This window comes from Herbaspirillum sp. AP02, from assembly GCF_015767275.1.
GTDB lineage: Bacteria > Pseudomonadota > Gammaproteobacteria > Burkholderiales > Burkholderiaceae_D > Herbaspirillum.
On sequence record NZ_JADWMY010000006.1, the window covers coordinates 17,296 to 43,698 of the forward strand.

A 26,403-nucleotide genomic window follows, 5' to 3' on the forward strand; every position below is an offset into this window, starting at 1 on the left:
GCCCGGGATCAGTGCAGCGGAATCAATGCAGTGCCGGGTACCAGTTGTGCGGCACCTTGCTTCTTGGGCGTGGCCAGTTGCACGTCGATGCGCTGGAAGCCGGGGAAGGCGGCAAACAGGCCACTGGCGTCCACCGTGGTGAGCGCGCCGGGCGTGGCGCAGACCAGGGTGAAGTCGGCATCCAGGTCGGCGTGACCGTCAGTGGGGGCGGTCGGCGCGCTGGCGGGGGTCTTTTCACCGAGCAGGGCCGGCGGCAGCACGGCCGATTCCAGCTGGATTTCGGCCGGCTTGCACTGGGCGGCGGCATCGGTGACGAACAGGCGGTCGACCTCGCGCAGGGTCTTGGCGGCGGCGCGCACGGTGTCCTTGTCGCGCGCGCTGCTGGCGGCGTGTTCGAAGCCGACCACGTTGATCAGCGGGGTATCCAGGTGCAGGGTCAGGGTATTGCCTTCCAGCGCCAGGTCCAGCTTGCCCACGCCATGCACGTGCGCCGGATGGTTGCCATGATGGTCGTGCGCATCGTCGGCTGCCAGCGCAGGCAGGCTGGCCAGGGACAGGAGGAGCAAGGGCAGCAGGGGACGGGAACGGGACATGGGTGGCTTTCGTGTACGTATCTTGGGTGGATGGGATGACGGTAGACCGACTACCGGAGCGCGACAGCTAGCCCGCATTGTGACCCGGCCGGGTCCGAAATTTCAGGCTTGTTACATTCTGCAACAGGGTTGCATTATAATGCGTCCTTTCCCTGTTTCTGCAACTCGGTTGCGCAAGGGGCATCCGCAGGCGCGGCCGCTGGCCGCTGATGCGATCTGCCCGGCTACCTTCCATTCTTCTCAGGTCTCTGCCGTGTCGTTTTTCTCTCGTTTTCTATTGAAGCAAGGCGTGCTCGCCAGCCCATGGTGGCAGCGCGTGCTCGCGGTCCTGCCGGTGCTGCTGTTGTTGTGGCTGGGCGTGCACTGGGCGCTGGGGGAGGGCTGACATGGATGCCGCCATCTCGCTGGACAACCTGACCGTCAGCTACCGCCGCCATCCGGCCTTGCATCACGTCAACGGCAGCTTTGCACGCGGTTCGCTGACCGCCATCGTCGGCCCCAATGGCGCCGGCAAGAGCACCTTGCTCAAGAGCATGCTGGGCCTGGTGCCGTGCAACGACGGCCGGGTCCATACCCATGTCGATGCGCGCCGCATCGCCTACCTGCCGCAGCAGGCCGAGATCGACCGCAGCTTCCCCATCACCGTGCTGGATTGCGTGCTGCTGGGTTACTGGCAGGCCAAGGGCAACTGGGGCGGCATCGACGCCGCCATGCGCGCCCGCGCCATCCAGGCGCTGGCCGCGGTCGGGCTGGACGGCTTTGCCGGGCGGGCGGTGTCGAGCCTGTCGGTGGGACAGTTCCAGCGCGTGCTGTTCGCCCGCATCCTGCTGCAGGATGCCGAGGTGATCCTGCTGGACGAACCCTTCAACGCCATCGATGCCCGCACCACCGGCGACTTGTTGCGCATCATCTCGGCCTGGCATGCGGAACGTCGTACCGTGATCGCGGTGCTGCATGACCATGACCAGGTCCGTCGTTCCTTCCCGCAGACCCTGCTGCTGGCGCGCAATGTGGTGGCCTGGGGCGAGACCGCAGAAGTGATGTGCGAAGACAACCTGCAACGCGCCCGCGCCATGGCCGAGGCGGTCGACGAGCATGCCGGCGTGTGTGCGGTCAGCGAGTCTGAGGTGCTGGCGCTGTCCGGCGCATTGCGGCCGGCGCATGAGCATGCGCATGGGCAGCATTCGCATTCCGCCGCCGCCGCCAAGGGAGGCCTGCCATGAGCGTGCTGACGAGCTTGCAGCAACTGGCGATTGCGCCGTTCCAGGAATTTTCCTTCATGCGCCGCGCACTGGTGGCCGCCTTTGCGCTGGCCCTGGGCAGCGCACCCTTGGGCGTGCTGCTGACCCTGCGCCGCATGAGCCTGTTCGGCGAGGCCTTGAGCCATGCCGTGCTGCCCGGGGTGGCGGTGGGTTTCATCTTCTTCGGCCTGTCGCTGCCGGCTCTGTCGATCGGCGGGTTTGCCGCCGGCGTGCTGGTGGTGGCGGTGGCCGGCTGGATCAGCCGGCACACCGAGCTCAAGGAAGATGCCAGCCTGGCCGCCATCTACGTGGTGGCGCTGGCGCTGGGCGTGATCCTGATCTCGCGCCACGGCACCCAGCTCGATCTGCTGCATATCCTCTTCGGCAATGTGCTGGGGGTGGACAGCGAAGGTCTGGTCCTCATTGCCGGCGTGGCCAGTGCCAGCGTGCTGGGCATTGCAGCCCTGTATCGCGGTCTGCTGCTGGAGAGTTTCGATCCGTCCTACATGGCCGTGGGCAGCCGCAGCGGCGGGGCGATCTACCAGCAGGTGTTCCTGATGCTGGTGGTGATGAACCTGGTGGCTTCGTTCCAGACCCTGGGGACCCTGATGGCGGTGGGGCTGATGATGCTGCCGGCGGTGTCGGCCCGGCTGTGGCACGACACGCTGCCGGCACAGCTGTGCAACAGCGTGCTGCAGGCGGCGCTGGCGGGCTATGCCGGACTGCTCATTTCCTACTATGCCTCGGTGCCGTCCGGGCCGGTCATCATCGTCTGCGCCGGCGTGCTGTATGCCGCCTCGCTGCTGTTTGCGCCCCGTGGCTGGCTGCCGCGCCTGCTGCGCCGGCCGCACCTGCAGGCTTGAACATCTTCGTTTTTCCTTCCCCGGAGCTACCATGAAACTGTTTCGCCCCCTCTCTACGCTGCTGGCCGTGCTGGCCCTGGCACTGACCCTGCCGGCCGTCGCCGCCGAGCGCATCCCGGTGCTGGCCAGCTTCAGCATCCTGGGCGACATCGTCGCCAACGTCGGTGGGGAGCGCATCAGCGTCTCCACCCTGGTGGGCCCGGATGAAGATGCCCACGTCTTCCAGCCGGCGCCGGACGACATCAAGGCGGTCGCGCGCGCCCGACTGATCGTGGTCAACGGTCTGGGTTTTGAAGGCTGGATGGAGCGCCTGGCGCAAGCGGCCAACTATCGCGGCCCCATCGTGGTGGCCTCGGCCGGGATCAAGGCCCGCGAACGCGTCGGGGATGACGAGGACCAGCACGATCACGGCAGCGCTCATGCGCACCATGGCAAGGATGATCCGCACGCCTGGCAGGACCCGCAGAATGTGATCGTCTATACCCGCAACATCGTCGCGGCCCTGGCCAAGCTGGACCCGGCCGGTGCCGAGGTGTATCGCAAGAATGGCGAGGCCTACGTCGCCAAGCTGCAGGACCTGGACGCCTGGGCAGCCCGTCAGTTTGCCCAGGTTCCCGATGCCAAGCGCAAGGTGATCACCTCGCACGATGCCTTCGAATACTTTGGCGCCCGCTACAAGGTGCGCTTCCTGGCGGCCCAGGGCGTATCCACTGACAGCGAGCCCAGTGCCCGTGATGTCGCCGCCTTGATCCGCCAGATCCGCAGCGAAAAGATCAAGGCCCTGTTCTTCGAGAACATGAGCAATCCCAAGCTGCTGCAGCAGATCGCCCGTGAAGCCGGCACCGCCCCGGGCGGCAAGCTCTATGCCGACGCGCTGTCGCCGGCCGCTGGTCCGGCGCCCGACTATCTGGCCCTCATGCGCTACAACATCACGCAGTTGCTGGAAAAGATCCGACTGAACTGAGGCCGCAACCGAGGCCTGAACCGGACATCGGGCGCGGCTCCCCCTGAAGGGGCAGGCGGCGCACAAATCGCGTATGCTGATGGCCCGCGCCGCCAGGCTGGCGGCATGTCCATCACCAAGATCAGGAGAATCCCCGCATGAGCACCGTTACCGTCGTCGCCATCATCACCGCCAAGCCCGGCAAGCGTGAAGACCTGCTGGCCCTGGCCCGCGCCAACCTGGCCGCCGTGCGTGCCGAGGCCGGTTGCATCGAATACGGTCTGGTCGTGGATGTGGACGGGTTTGGCCCGAACCAGGCGCCGATGGGGCCGGATACCTTCGCCTTCGTCGAGAAATGGAAGGATGAGGACGCCCTGCGCCTGCACTTCACCCTGCCGCACATGCTGGATTACCGCGACAAGTCCAAGGACCTGATCGCCGACCGCAAGGTGCACGTGCTCAAGTCGGCCGACTGAATCGGCTCTGCCCCGGTGCCGCCTCAGTGCTCGCCGGGGAAGTCCGCCGGCCAGGTGCGTTGGGCATCGAAGGCGGATCCCTGGCCCATCTGCTTCAACCACATGATGAAGGTCTTGAGCGCCGGGTTGGTCTCGGCGCTGCTGCGATACATCATGTGGAAGCCCTCTCCATGCAGCACCACCTCCGGGAACAGCTGGATCAGCCGGCCGTGGGCGAGGTCGTCGTCCACCAGCGCCAAGGTCCCCATGGCCACGCCCAGGTCGGTGGCTGCCGCCTGCAGGCTCAGGAAGAAGTGTTCATAGACGGTGCCCGGCATCTTGCGCCGCACCGCCACCCCGGCCTTGCCCAGCCACTGCGACCAGGCCGCCGAACGGCTGGACAGGTGGATCAGCGGCACCTCCACCAGATCGCGCGGCACCCTGATCTTGTGGGTCTCCAGGAAGTGCGGCGAGGCCAGCGGCACCGAGACGTCGTCCAGGAAGCGCACACATTCATAGCCGCTGCGTTCCAGCGGGCTGCGCCAGAGGATCACGTCGAACGGGTCCTTCACATCCTCGAAATACTCCGACATGGTCGTGGTCACCCGCACCTCGATGCGCGGGTTGTCGATCTGGAACTGCGACAGGCGTGGAATCAGCCAGCGCATGGCCACCGAGGGCGCAGCGATCAGCCGCACCACGCGGCTCTTGCCGGCCAGTGACAGTTGCTCTGCCGCAAGTGCGATGCGATCCAGGCTGGCCTTGACCTCGGCATAGAAGGCCAGGGCCGCTTCTGTGGGCTCCACGCCACGCGACTGGCGTAAAAACAACGCTTGTTCGAAATACTCTTCCAGTGACTTGATCTGCTGGCTGACCGCGCTATGGGTGATGAAAAGTTCATGTGCCGCCAGCGTCAGACTCCGCGTCCGGACTGCCGCTTCGAACACTTTAAGGGCTTTCAACGGGGGCAGGGAAGACGACATGGTGTAAGAAAAACTTATAGAGGTGTCGGAAAATGTTGCTTTGCAAATGACAGGGGCAACCTTATTCTTCAATCACCCAAACGTTAAACAGAAGGAAGTTGCAATGAACACCGTGAGTATATTGGCAAAAGATGCCGGTTTTTCTAACAATTTGCGCTCGCTGGTCGAGCTGGTGAAGTTTGTTGTCCAGCAAGTCATCGCCGCCCACGCCCTCAAGCCCGTGCGCAACGATGCTGCCGAACTGCAGGATGCTGCCTATTTCGACGGCGTGGCCGATCACTTCGAGATGGAAGTCCGTCTGCGTCAACTGGATCACAGCCACCTGCACGCCGTGTGGAAGCTGCAATCGCAGATCTGAAGCCGGATGTCGATCGTGGCTTGGACAGGACCGCAAAGCTGACCAGACCAGAAAGACCAGCAAGACCAGCAAGACCAGCAAGACCAGGCCGACATGCCTGATGAAAAAGAGAAGAGACCGGTTTCGTAAGGTCGGAACCGTTGGGCGCAGCAAGCCGCCGCCCGGTAGCAAGGCTACCAGGAGCAGGCCAGGCCTGCGCCAGCAGAGATCCCCATCCCCGCCCTCGCGGGGATTTGTCGTTAACGACAACCGGCCCTGTCACCGGTCTTCGAAGACCGCTTCCTAGCAGATCCTCTTCTGCTCCAGTTCCAGGCCCCAGGCCCCAGGCCCCAGGCCGCACCTTCCGCCTTGGCAGAATTGCCATCACACCGTCATGCACCGCTGATATATTCACTTAGCGGGAGAAATTTGCGATGTTGTTCGCGCATTGTCGCGTCATCAAGGGGGGATCCATCATGTTGTCTTCATTACGTGCCCGTCTGATTGTCATCTGCGTGCTGATCGTGGCCATTGCCATGATCGTGCTCAGTGCCGCCAATATCTACACGGTGCGCGGCGATACGCTGGAGGCCATCTCCAGCCAGACCCGGCAGCTGACCGAGAGTCACGCAGCCAATATCGGCGAGTGGGTCAATAGCAAGCGCATCATCACCGGCGCCATGAAGCAGGCGCTCAAGCAGAGCGACGTCCTGCCCATCGTCGCCGCCGCGCAGGAGGCCGGGGCCTTTGACGACGCCTACATCGGTTATCCCGACAAACGTATGCTGGCCCTGCACCCCATGCCGGACGGTTACGATCCGACCGGACGCCCCTGGTACAAGCAGGCGCTGGCGGCAGGCAAGCCGGTGCTGACGGCGCCCTATGTCGATGCCAGCACCGGCAAGCTGGTGGTCACCTTTGCCGAGCCGGTGGGTGTCGGTGACAAGCTGCAAGCGGTGCTGGGCTCGGACGTCCAGCTGGATAACGTGGTGCGCAATGTGGCTGGCATCAAGCCAACGCCTTCCAGCTTTGCCTTCATCGTCGGCAAGGATGGGGTGATCATTACCCACCCCAACAAGGAGCTTGCCCTGAAGCCGGTCTCGGCGCTTGATCAGAACCTGTCCGCGCAATCGCTGGCCGGCATGCAGCAGGGCGGTAGCGCCACCATCGGCGGTGTGCGCTATCTGCTGTTTGCGCAACCGATTGCCAATACCGACTGGTCGCTCGTGGTGGCGCTGGACTACCGCGAAGCCACCCGTGCCATTACCGCGTTGATGTGGCTCTCGGTGGTGCTGGCAGTGCTGGCCATCGTGGTGGCTGCGGTCCTGCTGAGCTACACGATCACGCGGCTGTTGCGTCGCTTGGCGATGGTGCGCAATGCGATGGAGGAAATCGCTTCTGGGGATGGGGACCTGACGCGAAGACTCGATACCGGCGGCAAGGATGAACTGGGCCAGATCTCGCGGGCGTTCAATCACTTCACCGACAAGATCTCCCGTACCCTGCTCGATATCCGTCATGCCAGTGAATCGGTCAGGGTCTCCTCCAGCGAGATCGCCAGTGGCAACATGGACCTGTCGGCGCGTACCGAACAGCAGGCAGGCTCCCTGGAGGAAACCGCCTCGGCCATGGAGCAACTGACCTCCACCGTGAAACAGAATGCCGACAACGCCCGCCAGGCCAATCAGCTGGCGGTGTCCGCGTCGGACGTGGCGATACAGGGCGGCGAGGTGGTGGGGCAGGTGGTGAAGACCATGAGCTCCATCAATGCGTCCTCGCACAAGATCGTGGACATCATCAGTGTGATCGACGGAATTGCCTTCCAGACCAATATCCTTGCGCTCAATGCTGCGGTGGAGGCAGCCCGCGCCGGCGAGCAGGGCCGTGGGTTTGCGGTGGTGGCCTCGGAAGTGCGTTCCCTGGCGCAGCGTTCGGCCACGGCCGCCAAGGAAATCAAACAGCTGATCGACGATTCGGTGCAACAGGTGGAAACCGGCAGCCAGCTGGTGGCGCAAGCGGGTTCAACCATGCAGGAAGTGGTGTCGAGCGTGAAGCGGGTCACCGACATCGTCGGGGAGATCAGTTCGGCCAGCCAGGAGCAGAGTGCCGGTATCAGCGAAGTGGGCAACGCGGTGACACTGATGGATGAAGCGACCCAGCAGAATGCGGCACTGGTGGAGCAAGCCGCCGCTGCCGCCAAGTCGTTGCAGGAGCAGGCGGCGCATCTGGCGGCGGTGGTGGCCGGTTTCAGGCTCGATGAAAGCGCCGGCAAGCAGCCGTCGGCACCGCCACCGGTACCGCCGGCCGCGCGCGGTGCGGTGGGTAAGGTGGCGAAGTCCAGCAGCGGCAAGCCCCGGCCGGTCGGCAAGCCCGTGCCGCCGGTCAAGACGGTGGCCGCGCCGGAAACGGCTCAGCCTACGCCGTCCCGGGCAGCGCCGAAGAGCAGCGGCGGCGAGGACTGGGAAGAGTTCTAGGCGCTGTTCAGATGTGTTTGGCCAGCAGTCGCATGGCCCCGAACAGTTTCTGCATGCCGCTGTGCTCGATGAAGCTGAGATTGTAGGGATGTTCGGCTACGGCACGCGGGAAGGACTGCACCAGCGGCAGGCTGTCCAGCTGTTCGGCGATCTTGCCCCACAGGACGAGGGTGGGCAGGGTGGCAGCGTGTATTTCACCGTGCGCGGCCAGGGCGCGCAGCACGGTGTCGAAGAAGGGTTTCCAGGCCCGGGCATCCTTCACCGGCGCCACGTGGGCGCGGAAGACCAGGCTGGCGTTGAGCAGCAGGAAGCCATGCGCCGTCAGGTTGTCCTGCAGATCGGCCAGGGTCTGGATGGTGGCGGCAGTATCGGCCTGGGCCTGGGCGGCAATGCCGGCGAGGGCGTCGCCACTGGTCTGGCCGGCCGGCACGCGGCCATCGGCCACCAGCAACATCTTCATGAAATTGCGCAGCGACGTGGCGCGATTGACCTGTTTGGACAAGCCCTTGTCCGACCACAGTGAACCCACTGCCCCATCCATGAAGCACACCCCGGTGGCGCTGGCCGCGCGCGGGTAGGGGCCTTCGCCCACCAGCACGTAACGCACCTGGTCCATGGGCTGGCGGAAGGCGGCGAAGAGCCGCCCTTCGGTGGGTAGATAGTCGTCCTGGGCGAGTACGCTCAGGTACGCGGGATCGGCCTGCTGGATCGCTTCCAGACCGGCGCGCAGGGCTTCGTGCCAGGAAGGGTGGGCGCTCTGGATCAGATCCAGCAGTGCAGCGGGCAGGGCGGGGAAGGGCGTGGCGGCGGGGATGACGGTGGACATGGGCGGGAAAGGCAGACGGCCGTAGCGATAAAGTGGCGGCATTGTATACCGCCTGGCCGCCAGGCCGGCCTTCCCGTGGCGCCTCCCTTCAGGCGACCGCCGTATCGCTGCCGGGCGCGCCAAAGAGTTGCTGCTTCAATACGTGCAACTGGTCGCGGGCGGCTGCGGCCTTTTCGAACTCCAGGTTCTTGGCGTGTTCCTGCATCTGCTTTTCCAGGCGCTTGATCTCCTTGCTGATCTGCTTCTCGCTCATGGACTCGTAGTTCTTCTTCTCTTCGGCCACCATCAGCTCGCTGCGCGCCTGGGCCGGGTTGAAGACGCCGTCGATCAGTTCGCGGATTTCCTTCTTGATGCCGGTGGGAACGATGCCATTGGCTTCGTTGAAAGCCATCTGCTTGGCGCGGCGGCGCTCGGTCTCGCCGATGGCCTTGTGCATGGAGTCGGTCACCACGTCGCCATAGAGGATGGCCATGCCGTTCAGGTTACGGGCAGCGCGCCCGATGGTCTGGATCAGGCTGCGTTCGGAACGCAGGAAGCCTTCCTTGTCGGCATCCAGGATCGCCACCAGCGAGACTTCCGGAATATCCAGGCCTTCGCGCAGCAGGTTGATGCCGACCACCACGTCGAAGGTGCCCAGGCGCAGGTCGCGGATGATTTCGACGCGCTCTACAGTATCGATGTCGCTGTGCAGGTAGCGCACCTTGATGCCATTGTCGGAGAGGAATTCGGTCAGCTGCTCGGCCATGCGCTTGGTCAGGGTGGTGACCAGCACCCGCTCGTCCTTGGCGACGCGATCGTTGATTTCCTGCATCAGGTCGTCCACCTGGGTGGTCGCCGGGCGCACGGAAATGATGGGGTCGACCAGGCCGGTCGGACGCACCACCTGTTCCACCACCTGGTCGGCGCGCTTGTTTTCGTAGTCGGCCGGCGTGGCGGAGACGAAGATGGTCTGGCGCATCTTCTTCTCGAACTCGTCGAACTTCAGCGGCCGGTTGTCCAGCGCCGAGGGCAGGCGGAAACCGTAGTCCACCAGGTTCACCTTGCGCGCGCGGTCGCCGTTGTACATGCCGTTCAACTGGCCGATCAGGACGTGCGATTCATCCAGGAACATCACCGCATCCGGCGGCAGGTAGTCCACCAGCGTGGGAGGTGGGTCGCCGGGCTTGGCGCCGGAGAGGTGGCGCGAGTAGTTCTCGATGCCCTTGGTGAAACCGATCTCGGTCATCATCTCGATGTCGAAGCGGGTGCGTTGCTCCAGTCGCTGTTCCTCGATGAGCTTGTTTTCCTTGCGGAAGAATTCCAGGCGCTCGGCCAGTTCCTGCTTGATGGTCTCGATGGCGCGCAGGACCGTGGAACGCGGTGTGACGTAGTGCGAGCCGGGGTAGATGGTGAAGCGCGGAATCTTCTGGCGCACCCGGCCGGTCAGCGGATCGAACAGTTGCAGGCTGTCGATCTCGTCGTCGAAGGTCTCGATGCGCACCGCCAGTTCGGCATGCTCGGCAGGGAACACGTCGATGGTGTCGCCGCGCACGCGGAAGGTGCCACGACCAAAGTCCACTTCGTTGCGGGTGTACTGCATCTGGATCAGGCGGGCGATGACGTCGCGCTGCGAAACCTTGTCCTTGGCCCGCAGGGTCAGGATCATCTGGTGGTATTCGTTGGGGTTACCGATACCGTAGATGGCCGAGACGGTGGCCACGATCACCACGTCGCGCCGTTCCATCAGCGACTTGGTGCAGGACAGGCGCATCTGCTCGATGTGTTCGTTGATCGAGGAATCCTTCTCGATGAACAGGTCGCGCTGGGGGACGTAGGCTTCGGGCTGGTAGTAGTCGTAGTAGCTGACGAAGTATTCCACCGCATTGTGCGGGAAGAATTCGCGGAACTCGCTGTAGAGCTGTGCCGCCAGCGTCTTGTTGGGCGCGAACACGATGGCCGGGCGGCCCAGGCGGGCGATGGTGTTGGCCATGGTGTAGGTCTTGCCCGAACCGGTCACGCCCAGCAGGGTCTGGTAGAACAGGCCGTCGTGGACGCCTTCGACCAGCTTGTCGATGGCCGCCGGCTGGTCGCCCGCCGGCGGGAAGACCTGGTAGAGCTTGAAGGGCGAGTCCGGGAAGCTGATGAACTTGCTCTCGTCCAGCTCGGTGCTAATGGGGGTCAGTTCTGCCATGGTGTCGCTCGCTTCTGTCGCTGGATTGCCGGGGGTGGGCCGCCACAGTGCACAGGGCAGCAGCAATGCCCGGAATCAGGGCATTGCGCGCAGGCAAGGTGGTGGCGTGAATATTCATCAAATGCTGCCGGGATGTGGAAGTTCAAGACGCTAACGGCATGCTGCAATGGCCGCAACCGGACGCAAAGCGGCGTCAGGCGTCAGCTCATCCGGGTCAGACCCCGACACCATGGGGTCGGGATATGTCGTTTATGCATGGCCTCATGCAGATTCGGCTGGCAATTCTGGCCGGCTGTATCTGTGATTGGGCATCCACATTTGTTAGAATGCAGTGTTGCAAAAAGGTGCATGTCCGGCCGCTTGGACCTGCATCCATTTCCTTCTGCTGCGCTTTGTTGCAGCTAACTTTTCATGTTATCACGATGAACGCACCTGTCTCCGCCTCCCTGTTTTCCGCCATCGAAATGGCGCCGCGCGACCCTATCCTGGGCGTGACCGAAGCCTACAACGCCGACCAGAATCCGGCCAAGACCAACCTGGGCGTGGGCGTGTACTACGACGACAACGGCAAGGTCCCCCTGCTGGAATGCGTCAAGAAAGCCGAGGCGGAACTGGCGGCCAAGCTGGCCCCGCGTACCTACCTGCCCATCGATGGCCTGGCCACCTATGACCGCGCCGTGCAGGAACTGGTGTTCGGCGCCGGCAGCGCCGTGGTGACCGAGAAGCGTGCGATCACCGTGCAAGCCCTGGGCGGCACTGGTGCGCTGAAGCTGGGCGCCGACTTCCTGAAGCACTTCTCGCCGGCCGGCACCGAAATCTGGATCAGCGACCCGAGCTGGGAAAACCACCGCGCCCTGTTCGAAATGGCCGGCTTCAAGGTCAACGCCTATCCCTACTATGACCCGTCCACCCGCGGCGTGAATTTCGCCGGCATGCTGGATGCCCTGAAGACCATGAAGACTGGCTCGGTCGTGCTGCTGCACGCCTGCTGCCACAACCCCACCGGCGCCGACCTGACCGACGACCAGTGGACCCAGGTCATCGACGTGGTGACCTCGCGCGGCCTGGTGCCCTTCCTGGACATGGCCTACCAGGGCTTTGGCGACGGTATCGCCGAAGACGGCCAGGTGGTGCGTCGCTTCGCCGAAGCCGGCGGCCCGCTGTTCGTGTCGAACTCCTTCTCCAAGTCGTTCTCGCTGTATGGCGAACGCGTGGGCGCATTGTCCATCGCTGCTGCCAGTGCCGAGGAAGCCGCCCGCGTCCTGTCGCAACTGAAGCGTGTGGTCCGCACCAACTACTCCAACCCGCCGATCCACGGTGGCCAGGTGGTCGCTACCGCCCTGGCATCGCCCGAACTGCGCAAGGTGTGGGAAGACGAACTGGCCGAGATGCGCGTGCGTATCCGCGAAATGCGTCAGCTGCTGGTCGCCAAGCTGAAGGAAAAGGCGCCTGGCCATGATTTCGATTTCGTCATCAAGCAACGCGGCATGTTCTCCTATTCCGGCCTGACCAAGGCCCAGGTGGATCGCCTGCGCAACGAGTTCTCGATCTATGCCGTCGATACCGGCCGCATCTGCGTGGCCGCGTTGAACAGCAAGAACATCGACGCCGTCGTGAACGCCATCGCCAAGGTGCTGTAATGCTGTTTCCCGCCTCGTCGCAGGACGGGGCGGGGAGGCGTTTTCTCCTATGAGGAAATGGCCGTTTCCCTGAAAAAAGTTTTGACATGAAGTAAAAATCGGGTCATAATCTTTTTCTCAGCTGTTCCCTGATAGCTCAGTTGGTAGAGCGACGGACTGTTAATCCGCAGGTCCCTGGTTCGAGTCCAGGTCGGGGAGCCAAAGAATGCGAAGGCCTCGCAAGCAATTGCGGGGCCTTTTCAATGTGTGTGAGGCCTGTGATGCAGGTCTTGCGCAAGGGCGGCAGGGCTCTGCCGCCACGATGCAGAACGGTGTAAAAAATTTTCGTTTTCCTCTCTGGTCATTCGGAAAAAAATCGTTCATAATCGCGCCCTCAATTGATCCCTGATAGCTCAGTCGGTAGAGCGACGGACTGTTAATCCGCAGGTCCCTGGTTCGAGTCCAGGTCGGGGAGCCAGAATACGAAAGCCTCGCAAGTTTCTTGCGGGGCTTTTTTGTTTTTGTCCTGCGGTCATGGCAGCCGTCTTGGGTGGTGAGCCAGATTTTGGCTCAATTGAGCTAGAATATGGCGCATGACTGCGCTCGCCGATGCCCTCTTCTCCAAATCCACGCAAGCCATTCTGGGGCAGCTTTTCCTGCATCCGGAAGGGATGCACCTGCGTGCCTTGATGAGCAGCACCGGCCTCGGGTCGGCCTCGGCCCAGCGTGAACTGGGCAAGCTGACCGGCGCCGGATTGTTGCTCAAGGAAGAGATGGGGCGGGTGCAGTTGTACAAGCCCAATCCGGCCTCTCCGATTTTTTCGGAATTGAGCGCCATCGTGCGCAAGACCTTTGGCGTGGCCGATGCCATCAGAGCGATGCTCCTGCCTTTCGCAGCGCGCATCGACCGGGCTTTCATCTATGGGTCGGTCGCCAAGGGGCAGGACACCGCCGCCAGCGATATCGACCTGTTGATGGTGGCGGACGACCTGGGTAGTGCTGATCTCTACCCGGAACTGGTCGCGCTGGAATCCCGCCTGGGCAGGAAGATTTCGTTGAAGGTCTATCGTCCTGCCGAATTCCAGAAGAAGCTGGCTTCCCGGCATCACTTTCTCATGGCGGTGATGGCGGGGCCGGTCATCGACCTGATCGGAGTGCAGGATGGGCATCAATGAGTTGGAAAACCTTCTACGGCTTGGCTAACTGAAGGCGGAGCCTCCTGCGAATGCAGAAATCGAGATCCATCTGCAAAGCGGTCGTGATCGCCTGCGCGATGCTCTGGTGCCCGGCTTATCGCTGTCAAGCCGGTTTCTGCTGGGCTACAGCGCGGCCTACGCCTTTTCACTGGCAGCGCTACGTCGCCAGGGATTTCGTCCGGCGAACCGCTACGTCGTATTCCAGTGCCTGCCGCATACGCTGGGCGTGGGACCGGAGATCTGGCGGCTCCTGGCCCAGGCCCACGACGTGCGCAACGGCTTCGAATATGAGAGCAGCGACGAGGTGACAGAGGACCTCGGGCTCCAGGTCATCCGTTGCGCCCAAGTGCTGGACAGATTGCTGTAGCCCTGGCCACTCGCAGGGTGCTGCCGCGCTTCAATCCAGACTCTCAAACGCTGCTAGAATCGGCATCCCCTCCGAACAGCCAGGACATTCCCATGAGCGAACCCATTCGTCTGACCCAGTACAGCCATGGTGCCGGTTGTGGCTGCAAGATTTCACCGCAGGTGCTGGAAGTGATCCTCGCCGGTAGCGGTGCCCAGCATCTGGACCCCAAGCTGTGGGTGGGCAATGCCTCCCGCGATGACGCTGCCGTCTATGCCATCGACGACGAGCGGGGTGTGGTCTCGACTACCGATTTCTTCATGCCCATCGTTGACGATCCCTTCGACTTCGGACGCATCGCCGCGACCAATGCCATCAGCGACATCTACGCCATGGGCGGCGACCCGCTGATGGCCATCGCCATTCTCGGCTGGCCGGTCAATGTGCTGCCGCCGGAGGTGGCGCGTGACGTGGTGCGCGGCGGCCGCGCGGCCTGCGATGCGGCCGGCATCCCGCTGGCCGGTGGCCATTCCATCGATGCGCCGGAGCCCATCTTCGGCCTGGCCGTGACTGGCGTGGTGGACAAGCGCCACATGAAGCGCAATGACACCGCCACCGCCGGCTGCCTGCTCTATCTCACCAAACCGCTGGGCATCGGCATCCTCACCACCGCCGAGAAAAAGGGCAAGCTGCGCGCCGAAGACGTGGGCAGCGCGCGTGACTGGATGTGCAAGCTCAACCAGCCCGGCAGTCGCTTTGGCAAGCTGGCCGGGGTGACGGCGATGACCGATGTGACCGGCTTCGGGCTGCTGGGCCACCTGGTCGAGATGTGCGACGGCAGCAGCCTCACTGCCCGCATCGAATCGGCGCGCGTACCCAGCCTGCCGGGTGTGCCGTATTACCTGGCCGAGGGCTGCGTGCCGGGCGGCACCCTGCGCAATTTCGAGAGCTATGGCGCCAGGATCAGCCCGCTCAGCGACAGCCAGAAGCACTTGCTGTGCGACCCGCAGACCAGCGGTGGCTTGCTGGTGGCAGTGCGGCCGGAGGCCAATCCCGAGTTTCTCGCCACGGCCGCCGCACTGGGCCTGGAACTGGCCCCCATCGGCGAACTGGTGGAACGACAGCGATACGCCGTCGAGGTCCTCTGATGGTCGATATCCAGCCCAGCAGCGCCTTGTTTCTGGCCGATACGCCGATGCTGGATGCGCGGGCGCCGGTGGAGTTCGTCAAGGGTGCCTTCCCGACGGCGGTGAACCTGCCGCTGATGAACGATAGCGAGCGCCATCAGGTCGGCCTGCGCTACAAGGAGCAGGGACAGCAATCGGCCATCGAACTGGGCCACCAGTTGGTCAGCGGTGCGGTCAAGGAAGCACGCATCGCGGCCTGGACGCGATTTGCGCAAGAACATCCCGAGGGCTGCCTGTACTGCTTCCGCGGCGGTTTGCGCTCGCAGATCACGCAGCAATGGTTGAAAAGTGAAGCCGGTATCGCCTATCCGCGCGTGGCTGGCGGCTACAAGGCGCTGCGCCATTTCCTGATGCAGTCCATCGAGCAGGCGCTGGCGCAATGCGATTTCGTGGTGGTGGGCGGCATGACCGGTAGCGGCAAGACCGATGTCCTGCTGCAGCTGGACAATGCACTGGACCTGGAAGCCTATGCCAACCATCGCGGTTCCAGCTTCGGCCGGCGCGCCACGGCGCAGCCGGCGCCGATCGATTTCGAGCATCGGCTGGCGATCGCCATGATCAAGCGGCAGGCGCAGGGGCATCGCTGGTTCGCACTGGAAGACGAGAGCCGCCTGATCGGCGCCTGCGCCTTGCCACTGGCCCTGCACGAGCGCATGCAAAACCTGCCGATGGTGTGGCTGGAAGATAGCCGGGCAGGGCGCGTGGAGCGTATCCTGCGCGACTACGTCAGCGGCTTGAGCGATGAGTATCTGGCGCTGGATCCGCGCCATGGTTTCGAGCGCTACCGGGCCCATCTGCTGGGCGCACTGGGCAAGCTGGTCAAGCGCCTGGGCGACCAGCGCTACCGGCGCCTGTTGCAGTGGATGGAAACGGCGCTGGCGCGTCAGGAGAAAGACGGCGTGGTCGACCTGCACCGTGCCTGGATCGAGTCCCTGCTGACGGAGTACTACGATCCCGTCTATGCCTTCCAGCGCGAATCCAAACGCTCGCGCCTGCTGTTCGCGGGCAATCAGGCCGAGGTGGTCGACTTCCTGCGCCGGCATCGCCCATCGGGCACGCCCGGGCCCTAGAACAGTGCCACGGCGACCAGGCCGCTGGCGGCGCCGATGAGCATCGTCAGCACGGTCACCGTGACCAGTACGCGCGGTGTGAAGGATTTGCGCAGCATCAGCAGCGAAGGCAGGCTGATGCTGGGCAGCGTCATCAGCAGCGCCACGGCCGGGCCGACGCCCATGCCCAGGGACAGCATGGACTGCACGATGGGGATTTCGGCGGCGGTCGGAATCACGAACAGCGTGCCCACCACGGCCAGCGCCACGATCCACAGCAGGCTGTTGCCCATGGCCGCATCCACCTGCGGGAACAGCCACACGCGTGCCGCGCCCAATGCCAGTACCACCACGATATAGATCGGCATGGTGCTCCAGAACAATTGCCAGAGCTGACGGCCCCAGCGCAGCAGGAAGGGGCGCTCGTCGTTTTCCTGCTCAGCCTGGGCCACGGCGTCGAAGGCGGCCTGCGGCAAGGTGTGCAAGCCTGGCTCCGATACGCGCTGGGCAACCAGCGCCACCCCCAGCACCAGCAACACCCCGGCCACCAGGCGCAGTGCGGCCATCTGCCAGCCCAGCACAAAGCCCATGAAGACCAGCGTGGCCGGGTTGAGGACCGGGTTGGCCATCCAGAAGGCCAGTGCCGCACCGACCGAGACCTGTTGGCGCCGCATCCCGGCCACCACCGGCGCGGCGCAACAGCTGCACATCATGCCCGGCAGTGCAAACAGGCCTCCGCGGAGGGTGGAGCCCAGTCCGGCACGGCCGAACACGCGCAGCAGCCAGTCGCGGGGGACCAGTACCTGTACCAGTGAACCCAACAGCACCCCCAGCACGGCCGCCTTCCAGATGGCGGCGAAGTAGACGCCAGCGTATTCCAGTGCCGCCGACCAGGGCGCCGTCGGGGCGTTGGCCAGGATGGACGCGCCGATGCTGTGTTTGTCGGCGGCGACAAAAGACTTCATGTAATAGGGCGACCACTTGACGTAATACAAACCGATGGCGGCAATCACCACGAACAGCAGGGGTTTGAGCCAGGTGGAGGCAGCGCGCGATGGTGGCAGGGAAGGCGAGGTATTCATGGTAGGGCATGGGGAATGGGAGAATGCGCGCATCATACGCGTGCCGGCGCGCTTCGTCAGGCCCGCCGAGCATGTCGTACAACTTCTCCGGCCCCCGTGTCTTGCCAGGCGTGCCGTCCTCACCGAGCTGCACTGCCGGCCGGGGTGGCCAGAGCCCTCCAAACCGGTAGCCAGCCCACGCCGATGGCCGCTGGTGCCGGGACCGGGCCGGTTGCCGCCAGCGCCGACCAGGCACGCATTCATCGCTTGCGGTTGGCTTTCTTCCTGTTATACTGCGCCTGCTGTTGTATGACGTCTTATAACAATTCAACCAATACCAATAAGAATACGTCGCGAGATGTCTGCCCATGTCGGGCTGCTGGTTCTGTCGGTCTGCCCGTTGCGGCTGGCACGGTAGGGTAGCGGGCGCGGGGGCGGGTGCTGGAAGGCGAGTCGAGACCTGGAGAAATCAATTGGCGCAAAGCAATGACACCGGCCTGGCCGGCGGGGCCGTCAAGCCCACTCACATCCGTTACCTGATCCTGTTCCTGTTGTTCGTCGTGACCACGGTCAATTATGCCGACCGCGCCACCCTTTCCATTGCCGGCTCGGCGATGAAGACCGAGCTGTCGCTGGACCCGGTGATGATGGGCTACATCTTCTCCGCGTTCAGCTGGGCCTACGTCCTGGCGCAATTGCCGGGCGGCTGGCTGCTGGATCGCTTCGGCTCCAAGAAGATCTACATGTGGAGTATCGCGCTGTGGTCTTTCTTCACTTTCCTGCAGGCTGGCGTGACCTGGATGAGCACCGGGGCGGCGGTGATGTCGCTGTTCCTGCTGCGCTTCATGGTGGGCCTGGCCGAGGCGCCGTCCTTCCCGGCCAACGGCCGCATCGTGGCGGCCTGGTTCCCGACCAAGGAACGTGGCACGGCATCGGCCATCTTCAATTCGGCGCAGTATTTCGCGGCGGTGCTCTTTACGCCGCTGATGGCCTGGATCGTTCACACCTACAGCTGGCACCATGTGTTCACGGTGATGGGTGTGGTCGGCATCATGCTGGCCATGATCTGGGGCAAGATCATCTATAGCCCCAAGGACCATCCGCGCATCAACCAGGCCGAGCTGCAGCACATCGAATCCGGTGGTGGCCTGGTGGACATGGACAACCGCAAGGTGGCCGCGCCGTCCACCAAGGGCAAGGGCTACATCCGCCAGTTGCTGTCCAATCGCATGCTGCTGGGCGTGTATATCGGTCAGTACTGCATCAACGTGATCACCTATTTCTTCCTGACCTGGTTCCCGGTGTATCTGGTGCAGGAGCGCGGCATGTCCATCCTCAAGGCCGGTTTCGTGGCCTCGATCCCGGCGGTGTGCGGCTTCATCGGCGGGGTGGTCGGCGGGCTGATCTCGGACCGCCTGATCAAGAGCGGCATGTCGGTGACCTGGTCGCGCAAGATCCCCATCGTGGGCGGCATGCTGCTGTCGATGACCATGATCCTCTGCAATTACGTCGAGGCACAGTGGATGGTGGTGGGCATCATGGCGCTGGCCTTCTTCGGCAAGGGCGTGGGCGCACTGGGCTGGGCCGTGGTGGCCGATACCGCCCCCAAGCAAATCGTGGGCCTGTCGGGTGGATTGTTCAACATGTTCGGTAACGTGGCCGGCATTACCACTCCGATCGTCATCGGCTACATCGTCAAGGAAACCGGTTCCTTCGCGGGCGCGCTGGTGTTCGTGGGGATCAATGCACTGATCACCGTGATCAGCTATCTTGTCATCGTCAAGGAAATCAAGCGCGTCGAATTGAAGGACGCCTGAGAACCTTGCCGGCGGCCGTCCCTGACGCGCCGCCGTTTCATTTGATCCGCAGCATTCTGTCGTATGGGACTTAGCATGAGCAACGATATCGCCGCCAGCCAGGCAACCACCCCGCGCTACATCATGATGAACGACACCGACAATGTCGCCATTGTCGTCAACGACGGCGGCCTGCCGGCGGGCACCGTCTTTCCGGATGGGCTGACCTTGGTGGACCGTGTCCCCCAGGGCCACAAGATCGCCTTGCGCGACCTCAAGCAGGGCGAGGCCATCACGCGCTACGACGTGGCCATCGGCTATGCAGTGCGTGATATCCCCAAGGGCAGCTGGATCGAGGAGTCGCTGGTGCAGATGCCGCCGGCCCGCGAACTGGACAACCTGCCCATCGCCACCAAGAAGCCGGCGCCGCAGCCGCCGCTGGAAGGCTATACCTTCGAGGGATATCGCAATGCCGATGGTTCGGTCGGCACCCGCAACCTGTTGGCCATCACCACTACCGTGCAATGCGTGGCGGGGGTGGTGGAGCACGCGGTCAAGCGCATCCGCGCCGAACTGCTGCCCAAGTATCCCAATGTGGAAGACGTGGTGGCGCTGGAGCACACCTATGGCTGTGGCGTGGCCATCGATGCGCCCAATGCCGGCATTCCCATCCGCACGCTGCGCAATATCAGCCTGAATCCCAACTTCGGTGGCCAGGCCATGGTGGTCAGCCTGGGGTGCGAAAAGCTGCAGCCCAATCGCCTGCTGCCGGAAAACATGATCCCCATCCACAAGGCCGGCGAGCCCTATGTGGTTTGCCTGCAGGATGCGGAACATGTGGGTTTCAACTCCATGATCGATTCCATCCTGCAGATGGCCGAGGCGCGCCTCATCGAACTGGACAAGCGTCGCCGCGAGACCTGCCCGGCTTCCGATCTGGTGGTGGGCGTGCAGTGCGGCGGCAGCGATGCCTTCTCGGGTGTGACCGCCAACCCCGCCGTGGGCTATGCCACCGACCTGCTGGTGCGGGCCGGAGCGGCGGTGATGTTCTCGGAAGTGACCGAGGTCCGCGACGGCATCGACCAGTTGACCTCGCGTGCGGTCAACGAAGAGGTGGCGCAGGCCATGATCCGCGAGATGGACTGGTACGACAATTACCTCAAGCAGGGCGGCGTGGACCGCAGTGCCAACACCACCCCCGGCAACAAGAAGGGCGGCCTGGCCAATATCGTCGAGAAGGCCATGGGCTCCATCGTCAAGTCCGGCTCCAGCCCGATCTCGGGCGTGCTGGCGCCCGGCGACAAGCTGCAGCAGAAGGGCTTGATCTACGCCGCCACGCCAGCCTCCGACTTCATCTGCGGCACGCTGCAACTGGCCGCCGGCATGAACCTGCACATCTTCACCACCGGGCGTGGCACGCCCTACGGGCTGGCGGCGGTGCCGGTGATCAAGGTCGCCACGCGCAATGACCTGGCGCGGCGCTGGCACGACCTGATGGACGTCAATGCGGGCCGCATCGCCAGTGGCGAGGCCAGCATCGAGGAGGTGGGCTGGGAACTGTTCCAGCTGATGCTCGACGTGGCCAGCGGCAAGAAGCGCACCTGGGCCGAGCAGTGGAAGCTGCATAACGCCCTGACCCTGTTCAATCCGGCGCCAGTGACCTGATCCTCCCTTGGGGCCCGCTTGCGGGTCCTTTTTTTTGTTTTCGTTTTTCGTCCAACAACAATATGATCTGCCAGGAGACAGCATGACCCACAGCCCTTCATCCACCGCTTCGCGCCTTGCCACCTTGATCGCCACGTCTACCCTCAGCCTGGCCGCCGCCCAGGCCGGCGCCGCCACCGTCGCCTACGTCGCCAATGCCGACAGCCAGGATATCTACGTGCTGCAGCTCAACCAGGACGGCAGCGTCAACCTGATCGACAAGGTCGATACCGGCAGCACCGTGATGCCGTTGGCCATCAGCCCGGATCACAAATACCTGTATGCCTCGCTGCGCGGCCAGCCCTATTCGGTGCTCAGCTATGCCATCGACCCTCGCAGCGGCAAGCTCAGCAGCCTGGGCAAGGTGCCGCTGGCCGACAACATGGCCAATATCGCCACCGATCACACTGGGCGCTACCTGCTGGCGGCGTCCTACTCCGGCAACAAGATCTCGGTCAATGCCATCGGCGCCGATGGCGTGGTGCAGGCGCCGCCGCTGGCGGTGATCCCTACCGGCAAGAACGCGCACTCGGTGCAGGTCGATCCGGATAACGCCTTCGTCTTTGCCAGCAACCTGGGCAGCGACGTGATCCTGCAATACCGCTTCGATCCGGCCAGCGGCAAGCTCACGCCCAATACGCCGCCGGCGGTCGCCACCAAGGCCGGCGCGGGGCCGCGCCATTTCGTGTTCTCGCCGGACCAGCGTTTCGTGTATTCGACCAACGAACTCGATGCCACCGTCAATACCTACGCCTATGACCGGCAGAACGGCACGCTCAGCCTGCAGGCCAGCGATTCGGTTCTGCCTGAGGGCTTCAAGACCAGCGAGCAGCTGGCTGCGGCCGATCTGCACCTGACCCCGGATGGTCGTTTCCTTTATGCCACGGAGCGCACTTCCAATACGCTGACCGGCTTTCGGGTCGATCCCGCCAGCGGCAGGCTGACCCGCATCCTCAACATCCCCACCGAGACCCAACCGCGGGGTTTCAACATCGATCCGCGCGGCCGTTACCTGCTCGCCGTCGGGCAGAAGGCTGGCCTGACCAGCTACGCCATCGACCGCGACAGTGGCGCGCTGACGCCGGTATTGCGCTATACGCTGGGCCGCAACCCCAACTGGGTCGAGATCATCGACCTGCCCTGATCTTCGCGGCACCTACCCCGTCCGCCACAGGCCTTGTCATTGATGTTCATATGGCAAGGCCTAATTGTGTCTCTTCTGCACACAGCTTGATCCAGGACAGGCGACCTACCACGTTGCCATTGCACAATGTCGCCTTGAAAGCTTGCTGACCGCCCTAACCGGGAAATAGGGCCGTTTTGGTCGGTTTGCCGTGCGATTGGAGTCTGTGCGGCTGCTGTATCGTCGGCGCAATGTTTTCATTTCTTGTGTTATCAAAAAACTAAGCGGAGAGAGGGAATGCGGAATCTAACGGTTCGCTTCAGCCTGATGAGCGCGCTTGCGCTGTTTTCTTGCATGATCGTGGTCGGCGCCGCGGTCGGCATCTTTGCCCTGGGCCGGGCCAATCACGCGACTGAGTACGTGCACGAGATCACCGAGCGTGCCTTGCTGATCAATGACGCCTACAAGGACACCACGCGCACCCGTGCCGCGCATTCACGCATCTATTCGACGTTGATGGAGAAGGGCGACCAGGCGGTGATCGACACCGCCTTCAAGAGCGCCCAGAGTACCTATGACCGTAGCCTCAAGTATCTGGATGACTACGCCAAGCTGCCCGACCTGGAGGGGCAGGACGCAGCGACCAAGACCGAACTGATCGAATCGGCCAAGGCCTTGAATGAAATCCTCAAGAAGGCCACCGAGGTACTCAAGGCCGGCGATGCCGCCGCCTATTCGCAGCTCAACAACAACTTCATCAGCAAGGCCGGTGCCCGTTTCTCGACCGCGCTGGATGCTTACCAGAAGCGTGCCATGGAGCTCAATGACAAGGTCACCACCGAGCGCCAGCGTGAATACAGTCTGGTGGTCTGGCTGGTCGTGGCCGGCCTGATCGGCGCCATGTTCCTGGTCATCGGCGTGCATTTCATGTTGCGCAATATCGTGCTCACGCCGCTCAACCGCGCCGTGCATCTGCTGGACCTGGTGGCCAATGGCGACCTGAGCGCCAAGGTCGACGTCGAGAGCCGCAACGAGATCGGCCGCCTGTTCTCGGCCATCCGCAGCATGCAGCAAGCCTTGCTGACGACGGTGGGAGGCGTGCGCAGCAGTTCAGACAGCATCAATACCAGCGCCAAGGAAATCGCCGCCGGCAACATGGATCTGTCCTCGCGCACCGAGCAGCAGGCCAGTTCGCTGGAAGAGACGGCAGCCTCGATGGAGGAGCTGACCGGCACTGTCAAGCAGAACGCCGAGAATGCCCTGCAGGCCAACCAGCTGGCGCACTCGGCCTCATCCACCGCCAGCAAGGGGGGAGAAGTGGTGGCGCAGGTGGTTGATACGATGCAGGCCATCAATGATTCGTCGCGCAAGATCGTCGACATCATCAGTGTGATCGACGGCATTGCCTTCCAGACCAACATCCTGGCGCTCAACGCGGCGGTGGAAGCTGCGCGTGCCGGCGAGCAGGGGCGCGGCTTTGCCGTGGTGGCCTCGGAAGTGCGTTCCCTGGCCCAGCGTTCGGCTGCGGCCGCCAAGGAAATCAAGTCCCTCATCGATGACTCGGTGGAAAAGGTCGAAGCCGGCAGCCAGCTGGTCGAGCAGGCCGGGACCACCATGAGCGAGGTGGTCACCAGTGTGCAGCGCGTCACCGACATCGTGGGCGAGATCGCCGAAGCCAGCCGCGAGCAGAGCACCGGTATCGAGCAGGTCAATCGGGCCATCACCCAGATGGACGAGGTGACCCAGCAGAATGCGGCACTGGTGGAGGAAGCCGCCGCGGCGGCCCAGTCCTTGCAGGCGCAGGCCACCAATCTGGTGAACGCGGTCAGTATCTTCAAGATCGACGCCCATCAGATGGCCAGCCCGGCCGTCAAGGCGCGCCCCATGCCCAAGGCAGCGCCTGCGGTGCCGGCAGCCAGCATACCGGTCGCACCCAAGGCCGCTCCGGCTGCCGCGCCCAAGCTGCCCCCGGCCAAACCAGCCAAGCCGGCCAGCGCATCGGCCAGCTCGTCGGCCAGCGCCCGCGGCAAGGATGACGCCCAGGACTGGGAAGAGTTCTAAACCCATCACCAGGATGCCGGCGTCGCCGGACCTGGGCAGACAAGAAACCTCCGTTGCCTTGGCACCGGAGGTTTTTTTTCGTGCTGCTCCCCATGAACCGGGCAGATAAAGCAAAAGGGCCGCAGATGTCTGCGGCCCTCAGTCTTTCTCATGCGAGCCCAGGCGGGCTCATCGCGTCCTTACTGCGGACCCAGCTTCTTGATCAGCGCGGCCAGCTCTTCATGCTCCTGCGGGGTGCAATCGGTCAGCGGGGTACGCACCGGACCGGCATCGTGACCGACGATCTTGGCACCGGCCTTGACGATGGAGACGGCGTAGCCGGTCTTGCGATTGCGGATTTCCAGGTAGGGCAGGAAGAAATCGTCGATCAGCTTGCCCACGGTAGCGTGGTCGTCCTTGGCGATGGCTTCGTAGAACGCCACGGCCGTCTTGGGGATGAAGTTGAACACGGCCGAGGAATAGACCGGCACGCCCAGCGCCTTGTAGGCGGCGGCATACACTTCAGCGGTCGGCAGGCCACCCAGATAGGTGAAGCGATCGCCCAGCTTGCGGCGGATATGGACCATCGGCTCGATCTCGCCGACGCCGTCCTTGAAGCCGATCAGGTTGGGGCAACGGTCTGCCAGCTTTTGCAGGGTTTCGGCGTTGAGCTTGCAGACGGCGCGGTTATAGATGATGACGCCGAAGTTGACCGATTTGCAGACCGCTTCGACGTGGGCGGCGATGCCGTCCTGGCTGGCTTCGGTCAGGTAGTGCGGCATCAGCAGGATGCCGTGGGCGCCCAGGCGCTCGGCTTCCTGGGCATAGGCGATGGCCGCACGGGTGGCGCCACCGGCACCGGCGATGATGGGCACCTTGCCGCGACAGGTCTCGACGGCGGTGCGGATGATGTCCGAATACTCGCCCGGAACCAGGGAGAAGAATTCACCGGTGCCACCAGCGGCGAACAGGGCGCTGGCGCCGTAGGGGGCCAGCCACTCCAGACGCTCGATGTAGGTCTTGGGGCGGAAATCGCCTTGCTCGTCGAAGTCGGTCAGCGGGAAGGACAGCAGGCCGGAAGAGAGGATCTGTTTGAGGTCTTGGGGTGTGTACTGGGACATGGTTTCGCTCGACGCCGTTGGAAATCGGTTGGAAATGGAGGGCAGGGCGCAAGCCATGGTGCCGGCGCTGGCCTCCGATCAAAACTGCATATGACATCAGTCATCGTACAACATAAGAATTCATAAATCCAGCAATTTCTTGTGACGTGTTGGGTGCGGGGGCTCGTCGCACCGTTCTTTAATGGGGCCGGGCGGAGGCGGTGGCAGGGCACCAGCGAACGGACGAACGGTTGAACGTCCGCAAGGTGGCTTGGACGGGGAGATGGTAGGGGAGGGGGCGGCGCTCAGCTGCAAGCGCCGGGGCCACGCAGCGCGCCGCCGCCAACCGGCGGGCGCATATGCGGGGCGGGGAGGTGCTGCGTGGGCCTAGTTGCTGCCGGAGGCCGCCGCCCCCGATTCCGCTTCCTGCTGTGCGCGGCGCAGGCGTTCGCGGCTATTGGTCAGGTGATTGCGCATGGCGGCACGGGCCGCTTCGGCATCGCCGCGGGCGATGGCTTCGTAGATGTCTTCGTGCTCGCGCTGCACCCGGTCCAGGTAGCTGGCCTGCTGGTCGTGCGCCAGCTCAGCCGTATTGAGACGCTTGCGCGGGATCACGCCCATGCCCAGATGGCTGATGATCTCGATGAAATAGCGGTTGCCGGTGGCATTGGCGATGGCGAAGTGGAAGCGGAAGTCCGGTCCCACCGTATCGGCGCCGGCTTGCTGGTTCTCGCGGAACAGGTCCAGTGCTTCGCGGATTTCCTGCAACTGTGCGTCGCTGCGGCGGGCCGCTGCCAGCCCGGCGGTCTCGGTTTCCAGGCTGATGCGCAGCTCCAGCAGCGCCAGCAGGTCACGCATGGTGGTGATGGTGGCCGGGTCGATATTGATGTTGGAGCCTTTGCGGGCTTCCAGTACGAAGGTACCGATGCCGTGCCGGGTCTCCACCTGGCCGGCCGCCTGCAGGCGCGAGATGGCTTCGCGCACCACGGTGCGCGAAACGCCCTGGGTCTGCATGATCTCGGATTCCGTGGGCAGCTTGTCGCCCGGCTTGAGGCTGCCGCTGTCGATCATTGCCGACAACGCCGCCACCACCTCCTGCGACAGGCTCTGGGGCTTGCGGCGCGGGCGCAGCAGCGGATTGGGGGTATCGCTCACATCCATATCGTTCTGTTTCTTGGGAGGGCGGCGCTGGCGGACCCGGCTTGTGTTCTAGTGGTCGGTCCGCATCTGGCCAGATGAAAATTGTCGCGCCATCTTACCAGATCGATCAAGAGGGTCGACGCCAATGCCAGCCGTA

General features: G+C 63.7%; 23 protein-coding genes and 2 tRNA genes. 18 read left to right on the forward strand and 7 right to left on the reverse strand.

All coding sequences use genetic code 11. The annotated features are described in order from the left end of the window. Window positions 1–8: 8 nt before the first annotated feature. The gene (locus I5R65_RS13485) at window positions 9–593 is read right to left on the reverse strand and encodes a DUF2796 domain-containing protein (RefSeq protein ID WP_180668167.1); all 585 of its coding nucleotides are present in this window, start codon (window positions 591–593) and stop codon (window positions 9–11) included. A gap of 139 nt (window positions 594–732) precedes the next feature. Here I5R65_RS13485 and I5R65_RS13490 point away from each other — a divergent pair, with 139 nt between their 5' ends. The 5 genes from I5R65_RS13490 (at window position 733) to I5R65_RS13510 (ending at window position 4,116) form a co-directional block, all read left to right on the forward strand. Continuing rightward, window positions 733–978 carry a hypothetical protein gene (locus I5R65_RS13490; RefSeq protein WP_180668151.1) on the forward strand — a complete coding sequence of 82 codons (246 nt, stop codon included), beginning with the start codon at window positions 733–735 and terminating at the stop codon, window positions 976–978. A gap of 1 nt (window position 979) precedes the next feature. Then, entirely contained in the window at window positions 980–1,816 is an 837-nt protein-coding gene (locus I5R65_RS13495; protein ID WP_180668168.1) for a metal ABC transporter ATP-binding protein, read from the forward strand. Continuing rightward, window positions 1,813–2,697 (forward strand): metal ABC transporter permease, encoded by an 885-nt coding sequence (locus tag I5R65_RS13500; RefSeq protein ID WP_180668169.1) that lies wholly within the window; start codon window positions 1,813–1,815, stop codon window positions 2,695–2,697. Before I5R65_RS13495 ends, I5R65_RS13500 begins: the two co-directional genes overlap by 4 nt. A 31-nt stretch (window positions 2,698–2,728) precedes the next feature. Continuing rightward, window positions 2,729–3,661, forward strand: a complete 933-nt coding sequence (locus I5R65_RS13505) for a metal ABC transporter substrate-binding protein (protein ID WP_180668170.1) — start codon at window positions 2,729–2,731, stop codon at window positions 3,659–3,661. A 137-nt stretch (window positions 3,662–3,798) separates the two neighbouring features. Then, a complete protein-coding gene (locus I5R65_RS13510) occupies window positions 3,799–4,116 on the forward strand; it encodes a putative quinol monooxygenase (protein WP_006712853.1) in 318 nt (105 codons plus the stop codon). A gap of 23 nt (window positions 4,117–4,139) precedes the next feature. Here the strand turns inward: I5R65_RS13510 and I5R65_RS13515 are convergent, their stop codons facing one another. Beyond that, window positions 4,140–5,078: a LysR substrate-binding domain-containing protein gene (locus I5R65_RS13515; protein ID WP_180668171.1), complete on the reverse strand. Its 939-nt coding sequence runs from the start codon at window positions 5,076–5,078 to the stop codon at window positions 4,140–4,142. A 103-nt stretch (window positions 5,079–5,181) separates the two neighbouring features. Between I5R65_RS13515 and I5R65_RS13520 the strand changes: the two genes are divergently transcribed. Both I5R65_RS13520 and I5R65_RS13525 read left to right on the forward strand, forming a co-directional pair. Continuing rightward, complete coding sequence (locus tag I5R65_RS13520; protein WP_180668172.1) at window positions 5,182–5,436, forward strand: hypothetical protein; 255 nt, start codon at window positions 5,182–5,184, stop codon at window positions 5,434–5,436. Between the two features lie 455 nt (window positions 5,437–5,891). Continuing rightward, window positions 5,892–7,889: a methyl-accepting chemotaxis protein gene (locus I5R65_RS13525; protein ID WP_180668173.1), complete on the forward strand. Its 1,998-nt coding sequence runs from the start codon at window positions 5,892–5,894 to the stop codon at window positions 7,887–7,889. 7 nt (window positions 7,890–7,896) lie between these two features. Here the strand turns inward: I5R65_RS13525 and I5R65_RS13530 are convergent, their stop codons facing one another. Together I5R65_RS13530 and uvrB are read right to left on the reverse strand one after the other, a co-directional pair. Then, complete coding sequence (locus tag I5R65_RS13530; RefSeq protein WP_180668385.1) at window positions 7,897–8,715, reverse strand: uracil-DNA glycosylase; 819 nt, start codon at window positions 8,713–8,715, stop codon at window positions 7,897–7,899. 88 nt (window positions 8,716–8,803) lie between these two features. Further along, a complete protein-coding gene (uvrB, locus tag I5R65_RS13535; protein WP_180668174.1) occupies window positions 8,804–10,885 on the reverse strand; it encodes an excinuclease ABC subunit UvrB in 2,082 nt (693 codons plus the stop codon). 422 nt (window positions 10,886–11,307) lie between these two features. On the opposite strand from uvrB, the gene I5R65_RS13540 reads away from it, so the two are divergent. The 7 genes from I5R65_RS13540 (at window position 11,308) to mnmH (ending at window position 16,303) form a co-directional block, all read left to right on the forward strand. Next, window positions 11,308–12,525, forward strand: a complete 1,218-nt coding sequence (locus tag I5R65_RS13540; protein WP_180668175.1) for an amino acid aminotransferase — start codon at window positions 11,308–11,310, stop codon at window positions 12,523–12,525. 125 nt (window positions 12,526–12,650) lie between these two features. Further along, window positions 12,651–12,726 (forward strand) — tRNA-Asn (locus I5R65_RS13545). Between the two features lie 180 nt (window positions 12,727–12,906). Further along, a tRNA-Asn gene (locus I5R65_RS13550) sits at window positions 12,907–12,982 on the forward strand. A gap of 115 nt (window positions 12,983–13,097) precedes the next feature. Then, window positions 13,098–13,679, forward strand: coding sequence for a nucleotidyltransferase domain-containing protein (locus tag I5R65_RS13555; RefSeq protein ID WP_180668176.1), 582 nt, complete (start codon window positions 13,098–13,100; stop codon window positions 13,677–13,679). Between the two features lie 106 nt (window positions 13,680–13,785). After that, on the forward strand, window positions 13,786–14,067 hold the full coding sequence (locus I5R65_RS13560) for a hypothetical protein (RefSeq protein WP_180668177.1): 282 nt from the start codon (window positions 13,786–13,788) through the stop codon (window positions 14,065–14,067). 92 nt (window positions 14,068–14,159) lie between these two features. Beyond that, entirely contained in the window at window positions 14,160–15,194 is a 1,035-nt protein-coding gene (gene selD, locus I5R65_RS13565) for a selenide, water dikinase SelD (RefSeq protein ID WP_180668178.1), read from the forward strand. Further along, the gene (gene mnmH, locus I5R65_RS13570; protein WP_180668179.1) at window positions 15,194–16,303 is read left to right on the forward strand and encodes a tRNA 2-selenouridine(34) synthase MnmH; all 1,110 of its coding nucleotides are present in this window, start codon (window positions 15,194–15,196) and stop codon (window positions 16,301–16,303) included. Before selD ends, mnmH begins: the two co-directional genes overlap by 1 nt. On the opposite strand, the gene I5R65_RS13575 is transcribed toward mnmH, so the two are convergent. Next, complete coding sequence (locus tag I5R65_RS13575) at window positions 16,300–17,364, reverse strand: permease (protein WP_180668180.1); 1,065 nt, start codon at window positions 17,362–17,364, stop codon at window positions 16,300–16,302. The two genes, mnmH and I5R65_RS13575, sit on opposite strands and share 4 nt — an antisense overlap. A gap of 452 nt (window positions 17,365–17,816) precedes the next feature. Here I5R65_RS13575 and I5R65_RS13580 point away from each other — a divergent pair, with 452 nt between their 5' ends. The 4 genes from I5R65_RS13580 to I5R65_RS13595 all read left to right on the forward strand — a co-directional run bounded on the left by I5R65_RS13580 (window position 17,817) and on the right by I5R65_RS13595 (window position 24,027). Then, complete coding sequence (locus I5R65_RS13580) at window positions 17,817–19,160, forward strand: MFS transporter (RefSeq protein WP_180668181.1); 1,344 nt, start codon at window positions 17,817–17,819, stop codon at window positions 19,158–19,160. Between the two features lie 75 nt (window positions 19,161–19,235). Then, complete coding sequence (gene garD / locus I5R65_RS13585) at window positions 19,236–20,804, forward strand: galactarate dehydratase (RefSeq protein ID WP_180668182.1); 1,569 nt, start codon at window positions 19,236–19,238, stop codon at window positions 20,802–20,804. A gap of 82 nt (window positions 20,805–20,886) precedes the next feature. Continuing rightward, a complete protein-coding gene (locus I5R65_RS13590) occupies window positions 20,887–21,987 on the forward strand; it encodes a beta-propeller fold lactonase family protein (protein WP_180668183.1) in 1,101 nt (366 codons plus the stop codon). Window positions 21,988–22,263: 276 nt separating this feature from the next. Further along, window positions 22,264–24,027, forward strand: a complete 1,764-nt coding sequence (locus I5R65_RS13595; protein WP_180668184.1) for a methyl-accepting chemotaxis protein — start codon at window positions 22,264–22,266, stop codon at window positions 24,025–24,027. A gap of 179 nt (window positions 24,028–24,206) precedes the next feature. Here the strand turns inward: I5R65_RS13595 and kdgD are convergent, their stop codons facing one another. Both kdgD and I5R65_RS13605 read right to left on the reverse strand, forming a co-directional pair. Beyond that, window positions 24,207–25,127 (reverse strand): 5-dehydro-4-deoxyglucarate dehydratase, encoded by a 921-nt coding sequence (gene kdgD / locus I5R65_RS13600; RefSeq protein ID WP_180668185.1) that lies wholly within the window; start codon window positions 25,125–25,127, stop codon window positions 24,207–24,209. A 366-nt stretch (window positions 25,128–25,493) separates the two neighbouring features. Then, window positions 25,494–26,267: a FadR/GntR family transcriptional regulator gene (locus I5R65_RS13605; protein ID WP_180668186.1), complete on the reverse strand. Its 774-nt coding sequence runs from the start codon at window positions 26,265–26,267 to the stop codon at window positions 25,494–25,496. Window positions 26,268–26,403 lie beyond the last annotated feature (136 nt).